Here is a 12,506-nt window from a genome sequence, read left to right on the forward strand (position 1 = left end):
AGCCATTGAGAAAGCATATATCAAAATAGTCCCGGAAACAGAACCAGTATGGCAAAATAATGAAGCGCTGATGGACTTCCTTAAGTCTTTCTGAAAATCGTTTAAGTATTATGTAAAGTGATATTTGCTATTTTTCGTCTAACAAAATGTTCTGCAATTATTAGCATCTAAATACTTTACATAATATTTTAGTATACATAAGGCATGTTATGTAAAATTTTACATAACATGCCACAGAGGAAGTGGCGGATGTCCGAATGATAACAATCCGTGATAGTCCTTTCAAGTTCGGTTTTCAAACGCTGCCTGTCGTTGTAACGGATAAAGCGGTGTCCTGTGAACGCTGCCGTCTTTATAATATTAGCTTGTATCATTATCTTACCTTATAAAATGTCTTTGCCAAGAAAATTCCTCCCAACACGTTTGCTCCACACGCTTCCAAGTTGTCGGCTGTGGTGGCGTAGGATATGCCTTTGGTGATGATGTCGTCAAAGAGCAACACATCCTTGTCCTTGAAGAAATCAGTGTCATAGTCTGCCATTTGTGCCGTCCGCACTTTGGCGTCATTCTTTCGGTGTTCATGGACTGCCAATCGCTCTGCCGATACTTGCATATGGGGATAGCCGTTGATGGCATGGGTGAGTTCGCACACTCTTTCCGAAAAACGTTTGTAGCGCAGTTCGTTTTTCTCTTGCGTTGATGCAGGTACGCAGGTGAATACGATGCTTGTGAGCCGACTGCCGAAAAGCTCTTGCAGGTGTCTGGCGGTCATTAGGGCTACTTGTTCGTATGCCCGTCCGTCCTTGAAATCCCAAATGGTCTGCCGGTCAGCCCCACGTTCTTGATGCGCACCGGGTAGTATTTCATCAGCCACACCATTATCTTGCTTGCCTGTCCTGTTATGTTCTTGTCCATCACCATTGATTTTGAGGGTTTGACTTCTTCCCCTGTCTTCAGCTCTTTTACAAGCCTGCAGAGGGGTTATTTTTCTGCCCCGTCAATGGGCAAAGGCCAATCAGGCAAATCTGACGGCGCAAATACGCTTTGAGCAAAGCCCAAAGGAAGATTTACGCCAGTCAACCAGTGGTACTGATTTGCAAGGATTGGACACGGCCTGTTAGTTTTGCAGGAAAATAACCCGAAGCAGGCGCAGGAACCGCAATGGCCATCAGACAGGTATAAAATGAGAGTGCAAAAAATAAAAACATGGAAATTCCCATTAAAACTCTTGTTTAATAAGAATATAAGTGGTATTTTTGCATCAAAATAGATTAGTTATGACACAAACTAAAACAATATTGCTTCCACGGCAGCAACGATTGCTTGCCAAACTTGGCGAGAACATACGCCTTGCACGACTGCGGCGCGACTTGTCGGCAGAACAAGTGGCAGAACGGGCCGGAATAGGACGCTCCACGCTCACCCGGCTCGAACAAGGCAACGAAGGTGTGAGCATCAATATCTACATCAAGGTCCTGACCGTGTTGGGATTGGATGGTGACATCGCGAAAGTGGCTGAGGACGATATCGTGGGCCGTAGGTTGCAAGATGCAAAGTTGGTGACCCGCTCCCGCGCTTCAAAGAAATAAAACCGGCATGGCACAGCACAAAGAAATATGGGTGTATCTCGATTGCGACCTCTGCGATGGACACCCCTTGCTGATAGGCATCCTTACCTGTGAGGCTGTAAGGGGGCGGGAGGTATTTTCCTTCAGTTGCAGCGACCAATGGCTGAAACATCCCGGCTTCCGTTTGCTTGATCCCGACCTAGGACAGTTTTCCGGACCTCAATATTTGCGGGACGAAAAAGCCAACTTCGGGTTGTTCCTCGATTCATCGCCCGACCGCTGGGGACGGTTGCTCATCAAACGGCGTGAAGCGATAACGGCCCGCATGGAAAACCGTCCCAGGCGCACACTGATGGAATCGGACTATCTGCTCGGCGTATTCGATAAAAGCCGTATGGGAGGACTGCGGTTCAAGCTGTCACCCGATGGGGAATTTTTGGATAATGACGGCAGCTTATCCATTCCGCCTTGGGCTTCACTCCGGGAGCTTGAATATGCCTGCGCCCGATACGAGGAAGGCATCTTTAAGAACGACAGCGAAGAAGCGAAATGGATACGGATGATTTTCGCTCCAGGTTCGTCATTGGGAGGCGCACGGCCGAAAGCCAATGTGTGTGACACCGATGGTTCCCTGTGGATAGCCAAATTCCCCAGCCGGAATGATGAGCACGACATGGCAGCATGGGAAATGCTGACCTATACGCTTGCCACACGGTGTGGAGTGCATATGTCTGAGTCAAAGCTCGGAAGGTTCGTGAGCCGCCACCACACATTCCTCACCAAGCGATTCGACCGCACTGCGGAAGGAGTACGGCGGCACTTCGCCTCGGCCATGACCATGCTCGGCAAGACAGACGGCACGGATTCGGCAGATGGAGCCAGTTACCTCGACCTTGCGGAGTTCATTATAGCCAATGGCGCCGACGTAGATGAAAACCTGCACCAGCTATGGCTTCGCATGGTGTTCAACATCGCCGTGTCGAATTGCGACGACCACCTGCGCAACCACGGTTTCCTGCTCACAGGCAAGGGATGGGTATTATCCCCTGCCTACGACATCAACCCCGACCCGGACGGGCAAGGGCTGAAACTGAACATTGATGAAAGCGACAATTCGCTCGATTTTCAACTGGCCATTGAGGTCGCTCCCTACTTCCGTTTGAAAAAAAACGAAGCCGCCAAGCTGCTCGACCATGTGAAATCCACAGTTTCCACATGGACATCGCTCGCCTCCAAACTTGGCATTTCACGTCAAGAACAAGATGACATGGCACCGGCATTTCATCTGTAACAGGAATCTGTCATCACTGCTATAACAGTTTTCCGGCTTGGGTGGGTCAGACAATCGCCTGCAAGGCAGACAAAAGAGGACGCTTGTTGGCGGAGACAGGCATACGAGGTTGTTTCAGCAAGGCTGAAGCTCCCGTGTGCCAGCCAAGGACAACGTGCGTCCGTCTGCCCTCCTTGCGTGGGTCTGCCCAATGGACAGACGTGCGCAAGGACAGGCATCCGCTGATTGTTCCGGGTCGGGAAGCCGGATATGTCTGTTATAAAAGGAATGGCACAAGCCTATATAAAAGGTAGGGAAAGATATAAATGGCGGAAGCCATAGAATAAGGTGGCGACTGCACACCTATTTTATATAATAGGGAAGGCAGCTTGTCTGCCCGGCGGCTTGGGCTGCAAACTAAGGTTTTGCTTTGGCAAGCAGAAAAATCCCCTGCCATGTTTCTCAACAAAGCAGGGGAAAAGTGTCAAATATGAAGTCGTTTATGCTGCCGGTACTGTCACAGGCTCGGTTTCCGGTGCAAATTCGGTGGGGCGTTCTGCTTCTTCAAGAGTACGGTTGATGCGCTCCTGCAATTCCTTGCACTCCTGTTTGAGCCGTTTCAGTTCCTCTTCCTTGCTCCAACGTCTTGCCATCACTTGTTGCAAGGTGATGATTTCCTCCTCCAAGTGTTTCTGCCGTTCTGCTAGGCGTTCCATCAGCTTGGGTATGTTTTCCAAGGTGGTCTGTGGAAACATTGCAGCCGCCGCAAAACTCGGTGGCAATGAGCCGGACATTCCGCACTTGTATTTCAAGCCGCTCTTGCCCTCCACGAAAAACGTGTTACGGTCAAAGCTGCCGTCAAGACGGTACTCGCTGCGCACCAACAGCCGTAAGCCGTTGTAACAGCCGATGGGCGTAAAATCGCCACGGTGTTTTCTTGACAAAGTGTGCAAGGCTCGCCCTGTTTCCTCGGCTGTTAGCTGGGAGTTGCCGCTTATCTCAATGACGTAATTCCCCTTATGGGTGTTGAAATATTCCCAATCCTCTGTCATGCGCCCGATGTTGTGCTTGCAGGTGCCTATCTCTTGTCGGTCACCCTCCGCTTTGCGTTCCGCACGGTAACGCTCCTTGTTGACAGCCGCCTGTTCCTTTTCCAACTGCATGATTTTATTGTCGAGCTTCGCCTTTTCCAAGAGGTCGGTGTTGCCCGAAAGGATGGCCACGAACTCGGCGAAATTCATGCCTGTGTCCTCGTCCATTCCGTCCTCGTCTATGCGGCGCACAGCGATTGTGCCGTTGTTGATTTGGTTGATGAAAAGCTGCTTGTTGCGCAAGAGGTTGAACTTGTATGCGTCCAAGGTCTTTTCCGTTCCGTAGATGATGATGTCAACCACGTTGCCGCCCCACAACTTCACGGTGTTGCCTTTGCGCACCGCCCGACCGTTGCGCTGCTCCAAGTCGGCTGGCCTCCAGGGTACCTCCAAGTGATGCACCGCCACCGCCCGCTGCTGGGCGTTCACACCTGTACCGAGCATGGAAGTAGAACCGAACAGCACACGGATAGTGCCGTTGTTCATGCCCTCGAAGATTTTCTTTCTTGCCTTTTCTGTCTTGGCGGTCTGAATGAATTGTATTTCAGAGGCAGGAACACCCATAGCCACCAACTTGTCCTTGATGTCTTGACATACATTCCACTCGTTCGGCTTGTAGGTGGAAAGGTCGCTGAATACGAACTGTGTACCACGGTGGGCGTTTGATTTCACATAATACTCGTAAATGGTCTGTGCGCAGCGTGAGGCCTTATTGGCAGGGTCATCGCTGAACTGGTTGCCCAACAGACGCATATCCAAAGCCATTTTCCTTGCCACGTTAGTAGCTATCAGCATCTTTGCCTTGTCCATGTGCACGGGCGCAGGGACTTCCAAGCCCAAGTCTGACCATTCACCGCTGTTGGCGAAACGCACTAACCGTTCTATCATCACCTCTTGCTCCATGGTCGGCTTTGCGGAAAGGAAACGCACGTTTTTTTCCGGAATGTCAAGGTTTATCATTTCCGCCGTGCGATAGTCAGTTATCTCGCGCAGAAAAGCCGCCAATTCCGGCACTTTGATATAGGTGCGGAAACGTTCTTTACGCTTGATTGAGCCTGTCACGTTCAACTCGTAGTCGGTCGTTTTCTTGGTGAAAATGGCCGCCCATGCGTCAAAGCAACTCACACGCTGTTTGGCAAGCTCTTTCGGGCGCAAATACTTGAACAGCACATATAATTCTGTCAGAGCATTCACTATCACCGTGCCCGACAGGAACGTAGCCCCCAAGTCCTTGCCTGTACGCTTCTGTATGTCACGGATGGCAATCAGCAAATTCATGGCTCTTTGAGAACCTTTGTTGTTGCCGATACCGGCAACCCTCGTGTGGCGTGTTTGGAACATCAAGTTCTTAAAGTAGTGGCACTCATCTACAAATATGTGGTCTATGCCCATAGAATGAAAATCGATACCGCTGTCTTTCTTTTCCTCGATGCGCTGTTTGAGCGATTGCAGGTTTGCCGCAAGGTTCTCTTGCCGCTTCTCCAACGCTTTCTGCATACGGCGGTTACGCCACCCCATACCGCTTTCTTCCAGCACTTCTAAGGAGCGTTCCACATCGTCAAGTTCCTGCTGCATAATGCCGCACATCGTTTCTTCTGACTGCGGTATCTTGGCGAACTGGTCGTGTGTCAGAATGATGCAGTCCCAGTTATTGTTCTTGATTTTGCTGAAAAGCTCCTCACGGTTGGCAGGGGTAAAATCTTCCTTTCCCGGATAGAGCAGCTTGGCCGTAGGATATGCCTTTCTGAAACAGTCTGCTATCTCATGAACGTTGGCTTTCAGCCCGATTATCAAAGGCTTCTGAACCAATCCCAACCGTTTCATTTCGTAGGCTGCCACACACATGACCATTGTCTTTCCTGCCCCTACCTCGTGCCAGCACACACCACCGCCGTTCTGCTTAATCATCCAGATGGCGTCTTTCTGTGAGGGGTAAAGTTCTTTGTATGGGAACTGTGCAAAGGACAGGCCGGGGAATGTCTGCGCCGAGCCATCGTAGGACGGACGCACATAACAGTTGAAACGCTCGTTGTAGAGCCTTACCAACTCGTCACGGACGGCGATAGGCTGACTGTCAAGCCAAGCGTTGAACTTGTCCCTTATCTCCTGTATCTTGGTTGCCACCTCCTGCATGGCTTCTTCATCGGACACTTTCACCCATTCACCGTTTCTGAACACCTCTTTCTTGATTTCAGGAACGGTATTGTGCAGGGCATGGATGAAAAGTGCGTCTCCGTTTTGTCCGTGCGAGGCATAGATGTTGTATGCGGCAGGCGAATAACCTTGCAGGGAAATAACATAGGTGTCGTTCACGTCAAAGTACATCACTTCTGCATCCACGCCGAACAGGTCTTTGGCAAAGTCGGCGTAGACAGAAGCCGGTATCCAACGCTCGCCCATATTAAAATCCAGTTCTTCGTAAGGTATCGGTTCTGGGGTGACTTCTTCCAATGCCTGTACGGTCTTTTCCGTCCATGCCCTTGCCGGTCCTGTCAGATTGTGAATGTGCCCTGCGAAGAGCTTGCTTTTCTCCACCACGTTCCCGGCAAGGATGCGTCCTTTTTCCTCCCATACGCCCGTTTCGGGGTTGTAGAACATTTCGCCCTCTAACGCTTCGATGACCTCGCCCTCGCTGCAGCCTGTCGTCTGCGATATGTAATCCATGTTTACCTTCCCGTAGAAGTTAAGACTGCTTGCCAAGGCTTCCATAGGGCTAAGACGGATGGAAACGTCTATTTTCTTGAACGCCACAGGTTCGCGCATGATGTCGGCTTTCATCACCTCGCCACGCACTTGCATTTCGATGGAATACACCTCCACGCCCAGGCTGTCAAGCATAATCAGTTCCTTGTTGCCGTTAGCATGGAAATTGCCCCATTTCGCCACAAAAGCGTCGTATGTCCGGTTCAGTTCCTTACGAAACCGGGGCTGTTCCATATGTGTTTCTGCCTCACTCACCGTAAGTTCGAAATAGGCTTTACGCACAGGGAAATAGTCCTTGGCACGTTCCATGTCCGCTCCGTTTGCTTTCATGGGGATAAACAACACCTCCGTTTCTGAAAAGCGGTCTCTACGTTTGTGCTGGAGCTTGCCAAGCTGTCCCTCGAATAGCACCAATGCGCCGTCCGTCATCCATTCAGGCATTGTGTCAGTATAAGGCCGTTTGCCTGTATTAGGTTTTGGGGTAGCCGTGCTTTCCCCGAACAGGTCAAACAGGCTGAATGTGCCGCTTGACTGAACTGACCGGTTCTTGACGAACAGACCCGGTTTGAAATAGTGGGCAAAATTAGCTTTAAGCAAGTCTGCCAGACGCTTCTGTATGGCTTCCTCGTCCTTGTTCCACTCATATCTGCGCACCAACTTTCCGAACTGGTCTGTCCCGATACGGCTGTCTGTGGCAAGGGTGCTTTGTGGCAAGGTAAATGCCTTGTTGGTGTGTTCCGTTTCAGTTCCTTGTGTGGTGTGTTCCCTATTTGTCTCTAAAAACAGTTTCTCCCTTGTGGTCAGCATCTGTTTATGACTGTCCTTTTGAAAGATGAGAAGGTCGCTGCCGACCTCGATGCCGCCTGTCTGCATAAAAAGCGTGTCGGGCAGACGCAAGGCGGTGATGATATGGGCATGACGCACCAAGTATTCACGCACAAACTTGTTGCCCGGACTGTCTGCTACGCCCCTTGACGTGATGAAAGCCAGCAATCCGCCCTCGTTCAGCTTCTCTAATGCCTTTACAAAGAAATAGTTGTGGATGGCATTAAGGGATTGTTTGTAAAGTGCCTCCTTACGTTCAAAGTCTGCGTCAAAAACCTTTATCGTGCCGAACGGGATGTTGGACGCTATCACATCAAACGTACCGTGTTCCAGTTCTTGCCCGTCTATCGTCTCAAAACCGCCGATGACCGTCTTTGTGTCGGGTTGCAGGGCTGAAAGCACAAGCCCGGTCGCCAAATCCTTTTCAAAGGCAACCTTGTAGGTGTCGGGCATGGCAACTGGCAGAAAGCCGCCAATTCCTGCGGACGGTTCAAGAAAGGATTTCATCTGCATACCGTTGGCTTGAAACGTGTCCTGTATCTGTCTGGCAATGGTTTCAACGAGAAACTTCGGAGTGTAAAAAGCCGTGAGGACGGATGCCTTGATGCTGTCCGCCAGTTCCTTGTATAGTTTTTCATCCCCTTGTGAAATGGTTTGCAGGACGGACGAAAGGCGGTCTAACGCCTGTCTCATGGTGTCGGGCATGGGTTTGTCCGTACCTAAATCCAACACTTCCTTGATGCCGCCGAAACCCGAATAGAGGGAAAGGGCTTCACGCTCGGCAGCGGTCGCCGGTCTTTTTTCACTGTGTACCTGAAAAGCAGTTTCGATGGCTGCGGTGTTCGCCTCCAATGATTGCAATTTGTTGTAGTTCATATTCATATTTGACTTATGTTATACATTTCCCTGACTTCGGCCTTTCTGTCGGCCGGCTACGGGATTATTTTTCTGCCTTTTCCAAGGGCGGAAGGACAAACCGGCAAACCTGACGGCGGAAATACGCTTTGGACTGAGGACAAAGGAAGATTTCCGGCTGGCACCCGCGGCATGGCCGGGTTTGCAAGTTCCGGCCGCCGCCCTTTACCTTTGCGGAAAAATAATCCGTGCCGGTCCGGCGGATGGCGGAACGCCTCATTGCCGGATGAAAAAGTATAAAAGACCCGTTGATGGAAATATTTTGAATGACACCTCAGTTACAGTTTCAAATGGTGTCCTTTCAGCCTACAAAACACGGCTTCTCATCTCGTGAAAGGTCACCTTTTACAATATAAAAAGATACTTCTTGCATACTTATCGGAAGCAGGCAGAAACCGTAAGTAAAAGCATTCAAAATGTAACAATCCGTAAGGTCTTCCGCAAAAGGACACATATAATTCCGCTAACGGGTATAAAAGGATTATTTAACCGTTATAAAAAAGTCTGTTACAACAGTGGATACGAATAAAAGAGGGCGGGCTTGCATACGTGGAGAAAAGACGGATTGCAGGGCAAACAGAAAAAGGGACTTGTCCGCTTTCCGGCAAGCGGCAGGCCGCCTGGCTGAAAACGGACATGTCTCCGTTTGCCCGTGACGCTGGAACCTCGCCGCCGTTTACAGCGGCATGGCTTGCGGCACAATCCGTCCTGCCGGAATGAAGGGCAAGCCGTCGGCATCGGCAGATGGATATAACAGGGCAGCACAGGGAGCGGCATATAAGTGGTTTTTATGCAATAAACATCTTGTACTGCATAAAAAAACAATATTTTTATGCAACGGAACTTGTTTATTGAGGAAAATGTGCTACTTTTGTGAAAAAGAAAATATGGAAGACATAAAAACAGTCATACTGAACCAAAGGAAAGAACGTGACGAGCTGCTCTCCCGTCCATATCTGGTAAGGCGAACAGCACATGATATAAGCACGATGCTTGGCTCTCACCTCATCAAATTGATTACAGGCCCAAGGCGGGTGGGCAAATCCACCCAAGCCCTGCTGATGTTGCGTGACAAGAATTTCGCCTACCTGAACTTTGACAGCCAGTCGTTATTGGAGGCTTGGGACGCGAATCAGGTAATGCGCATGCTGGATGACGTTTATCCCGGTTACGAATACATCCTGCTCGATGAGGTACAGAACCTCGACGCATGGGATCTGTGGGTAAGCGGCCTATACAGGACGGGGAAAAACCTTGTCATCACCGGCAGTAACGCCAAGATGCTCAGCAGCGAGATGGCGACGGTGCTGACAGGCAAATACCTTCAGGTGGAAATGCTCCCGTTCAGCCTTGAGGAATTCTTCGACTGGAACAAGCTGGACTTGCACAACCTGCAAAAGGAACAGCAGACGGATGCGGTGGCGCTGATGGATGATTACCTCAGGAACGGCGGTTACCCTGAAGTGGTGGCTTCACGCCTGCTGACACGCAATTACCTTGACACCCTGTTTGATTCCATCATCTGGAAGGATGTCGTCAAACGCCATAACGTGCGCAACACGACCGACTTGAACAACCTGGCCCTGTACCTTGTCTCGAATGTCTGCGCCCAAGTCAGTGCCAACGACCTTGCCGTAGAACTGGGGCTTTCCAGTGTAAATACCGTAAAGAAATTCATGGATTACCTGCATGAGCCATACCTGTTTTATTACCTGCCACGGTATGACAACAAACTGAAACTGATGAAAAAGGCGCCGCGAAAGGTCTATGTGGTTGACAACGGATTCGTGGCGGCCAAAGCTTTTGCCCTGAGTGACAATCTGGGACATCTGTTGGAAAACCAAGTGTTTGTGGAGCTGACACGCCGCGGATATGACACTGAAAAGTCGTTATTCTATTACCGTTCACGCAACAACAAGGAAGTGGATTTTGTCTTGCGCGACGGGCCACGCATCAAACGTCTCGTGCAAGTGTGTTATGACATGGGCAACCCGAAGACGGAGAAGCGCGAGGTGGACAGCCTGATTGAATGTTCCGTGGAATTGAAATGCAACAATCTTTCCATCGTGACAAACAATGAAGAGCGTATCATAGAAAAGGACGGTTGCACGATAGACGTTGTGCCTTTTTCAAAATTCTGACACTCAAGGCCAACAGGTCGGTGTATATATAAAACAGGAAAGTTTTATGTCAACTACAAAAGGCCCGTAATCTTGTCAAGATGATTTGCAGGAAACCGTCTTGACAGACAGTCATAATATAAGAGGTTGATGAACCACCGTTCAGTTGATAAAACAGGACAGGAGGGCGCAAGGCAAACCGCAGCCATTCACGGTATGCCTTGCCTGTCTTCCTTACTCAAAAGCGGACGAATAAGGATGCTTCATCCGTCACGCCCATAAAAGGGTTTTCTTTCCCATGTTTAATTTATCAATATCAGGCAGCGCCCATGCGCTGTCTGATAAGGTTCATGTTGCTGTTGACAAGACTGACGATACGGTCGTGGTATTCCGTGTTGGAATTGCATACGCCACGGCTTTGGACTACTTTCAATGTCTGCAAGTCCACCTCTACAGTCTCAACGTGCCGTCTGCCAATCGTAGCCGAAAGGATAAGGGAGTTTTCTTTGAGGTAGTAAGCATTCGCCCATACACAGTGGTGCATCAGTGCCGCTTCTTCCGCAAACTCAGCCACGCTTTCCAGAACTCTGACATTCAGCGTGCCGTCCGTGATGACGATGCCGAAAAACCTGCCTTTGAGTTTGCGGTACGTTTCTTCAAGCTTGACGGCTTCCTTCCGGCGTTCCGCCAGCCGTTCACGCTCCAGCAGGCGGTTGCGTCGTAAGACCAACCGGTCATGCTCCGTTTTCAGGTCGGCGGGACAGACATATTTCGGGTTATGCGTGTCTTTTCCAAAACTCCGCAAAAGGTCTATGGTGTCGCACCATGTCGAACCGTCGGGAATGACGTAACCGTTGCGGATGCAGATTTTCACGGAAGCCCAATACTTGTCCATGTCGATACGTGCCGTGAGGTAATGCCGCAGGAAAGCGTATTGGCCTGTTTTCATGAGCGTCTCGGCTTTCGCATCGGAAAGCAACGCAGGTATCAGTTCGGAAATTTCCATGTCACTGGCAACGCGGTTGAAACCATTTCTCCGCAAAGTCGGAATTACATCGCATTTGGGATATAAAGGGGCATTTGCTATATAACGGTACACAACGTTGTCTGGACGTATGGCCTTCGGTGAGCTGAAAGAAAAGCAATCCATATACCGCCCTAAAGTCCGCTGTATGGCGACAAGTGCCGTCTTTCCTTGTGCGTTCCACCAATAATGGCCGATTTCCAAGGCGTAAGGTCTTGCCTTGCAGCCTTTCTCCATTTCCACAATGAGCAGGTACATGCGCAGCACTTGGTATTCACCGCATTTTGTAAGTACGGTGAAATAGCTCTTTTGCCGGACTTTGCGGACGAATGTCTGTTCGACTTGCAGTTTTGTGCCACACGCAGGGCAGGTGCAATGCGTTGTCGGAGTTTCCATATTCCAGCTATGTCCGCAGTCCATACAGGTGGTGTGCCCTTTTGGAAGCCGGTGTGCATAATGGTTTACGCATTCACGGAATGCCCATCTCATCTGTGCCTGGGTCATGGGGCGGAGCTTGCCGCTTTGGGCAAGCACCGCTTTCTCGAATTTGTTTCTTGGTTTCATCGTCAAAAGCCGAATAGATTGGGTTCTGCCTGTTTGTTCTCTTGCGCTTTGGCTGCGGATTTGCTCTTGCGCTCTTTCATCTTGCGCAGCTCCTCCTTTTGGTATTGGCGGATTGCCTGTTGCCTCGCTTCCGCCTTTTCAGCCTCGGTCAGCTCTACTTCATGGTTTACTACGACACGGCAGTCACCGCTTTTGCGGATTTCCAAGTTGTCTTCAGTATAGAAATGAACGGCCATGCCGTAAATAGTCTCGTCTGTAAATCCGTTGCAGCCGCTGTGGTACACCTCGCCCAAAATATATTCCACGCATTTGTCTATGGACTTGCCGGGCTTTTTATAATGTGGCTCAAACAACGGGTCGTTGGCGGCTTGTTTGTCAAGATAGGCTTTGATTGCCGCCTTGAATGCTTCAGTTCCTTTCATATTG

At 50.0% G+C, this 12,506-nt stretch carries 8 protein-coding genes and 1 pseudogene; 5 read left to right on the plus strand and 4 right to left on the minus strand.

Features of this window, described 5'->3' with window-relative positions; all coding sequences use genetic code 11:
• Positions 1-373: 373 nt before the first annotated feature.
• Positions 374-921: pseudogene (locus B5F25_RS03815) on the minus strand (phosphoribosyltransferase).
• Positions 922-1,277: 356 nt separating this feature from the next.
• Between B5F25_RS03815 and B5F25_RS03820 the strand changes: the two are divergent.
• From B5F25_RS03820 to B5F25_RS21060, 3 genes are read left to right on the plus strand one after another with little or no spacing between them, the layout of a single operon-like run.
• A complete protein-coding gene (locus B5F25_RS03820; protein ID WP_087247694.1) occupies positions 1,278-1,589 on the plus strand; it encodes a helix-turn-helix transcriptional regulator in 312 nt (103 codons plus the stop codon).
• Between the two features lie 7 nt (positions 1,590-1,596).
• Positions 1,597-2,859 (plus strand): HipA domain-containing protein, encoded by a 1,263-nt coding sequence (locus tag B5F25_RS03825; protein WP_087247696.1) that lies wholly within the window; start codon positions 1,597-1,599, stop codon positions 2,857-2,859.
• 41 nt (positions 2,860-2,900) lie between these two features.
• Entirely contained in the window at positions 2,901-3,152 is a 252-nt protein-coding gene (locus B5F25_RS21060) for a hypothetical protein (RefSeq protein WP_140406850.1), read from the plus strand.
• Positions 3,153-3,338: 186 nt separating this feature from the next.
• Here B5F25_RS21060 and B5F25_RS03830 read toward each other — a convergent pair whose 3' ends face one another.
• Positions 3,339-8,333 (minus strand): N-6 DNA methylase, encoded by a 4,995-nt coding sequence (locus B5F25_RS03830; RefSeq protein ID WP_087247890.1) that lies wholly within the window; start codon positions 8,331-8,333, stop codon positions 3,339-3,341.
• A 588-nt stretch (positions 8,334-8,921) separates the two neighbouring features.
• Between B5F25_RS03830 and B5F25_RS21520 the strand changes: the two genes are divergently transcribed.
• Positions 8,922-9,092, plus strand: a complete 171-nt coding sequence (locus B5F25_RS21520) for a hypothetical protein (protein ID WP_162614349.1) — start codon at positions 8,922-8,924, stop codon at positions 9,090-9,092.
• 167 nt (positions 9,093-9,259) lie between these two features.
• Positions 9,260-10,513 (plus strand): ATP-binding protein, encoded by a 1,254-nt coding sequence (locus B5F25_RS03840; RefSeq protein WP_241148350.1) that lies wholly within the window; start codon positions 9,260-9,262, stop codon positions 10,511-10,513.
• A 295-nt stretch (positions 10,514-10,808) separates the two neighbouring features.
• Here B5F25_RS03840 and B5F25_RS03845 read toward each other — a convergent pair whose 3' ends face one another.
• Positions 10,809-12,080 carry a PcfJ domain-containing protein gene (locus tag B5F25_RS03845; RefSeq protein WP_087247701.1) on the minus strand — a complete coding sequence of 424 codons (1,272 nt, stop codon included), beginning with the start codon at positions 12,078-12,080 and terminating at the stop codon, positions 10,809-10,811.
• Between the two features lie 2 nt (positions 12,081-12,082).
• Positions 12,083-12,502 carry a PcfK-like family protein gene (locus B5F25_RS03850; protein ID WP_087247703.1) on the minus strand — a complete coding sequence of 140 codons (420 nt, stop codon included), beginning with the start codon at positions 12,500-12,502 and terminating at the stop codon, positions 12,083-12,085.
• Between the last annotated feature and the right edge of the window lie 4 nt (positions 12,503-12,506).

The sequence above is a fragment of the Bacteroides sp. An19 genome (assembly GCF_002160215.1).
GTDB classification, from domain to species: Bacteria; Bacteroidota; Bacteroidia; order Bacteroidales; family Bacteroidaceae; genus Phocaeicola; species Phocaeicola intestinalis.

What these genes read in the sequence shown, in the direction of transcription:
- B5F25_RS03820 (WP_087247694.1), top strand. Translation starts at nt 1,278, where the DNA reads ATGACACAAACTAAAACAATATTGCTTCCACGGCAGCAACGATTGCTT.
- B5F25_RS03825 (WP_087247696.1), top strand. Translation starts at nt 1,597, where the DNA reads ATGGCACAGCACAAAGAAATATGGGTGTATCTCGATTGCGACCTCTGC.
- B5F25_RS03830 (WP_087247890.1), bottom strand. Translation starts at nt 8,333, where the DNA reads ATGAACTACAACAAATTGCAATCATTGGAGGCGAACACCGCAGCCATC.
- B5F25_RS03840 (WP_241148350.1), top strand. Translation starts at nt 9,260, where the DNA reads ATGGAAGACATAAAAACAGTCATACTGAACCAAAGGAAAGAACGTGAC.
- B5F25_RS03845 (WP_087247701.1), bottom strand. Translation starts at nt 12,080, where the DNA reads ATGAAACCAAGAAACAAATTCGAGAAAGCGGTGCTTGCCCAAAGCGGC.
- B5F25_RS03850 (WP_087247703.1), bottom strand. Translation starts at nt 12,502, where the DNA reads ATGAAAGGAACTGAAGCATTCAAGGCGGCAATCAAAGCCTATCTTGAC.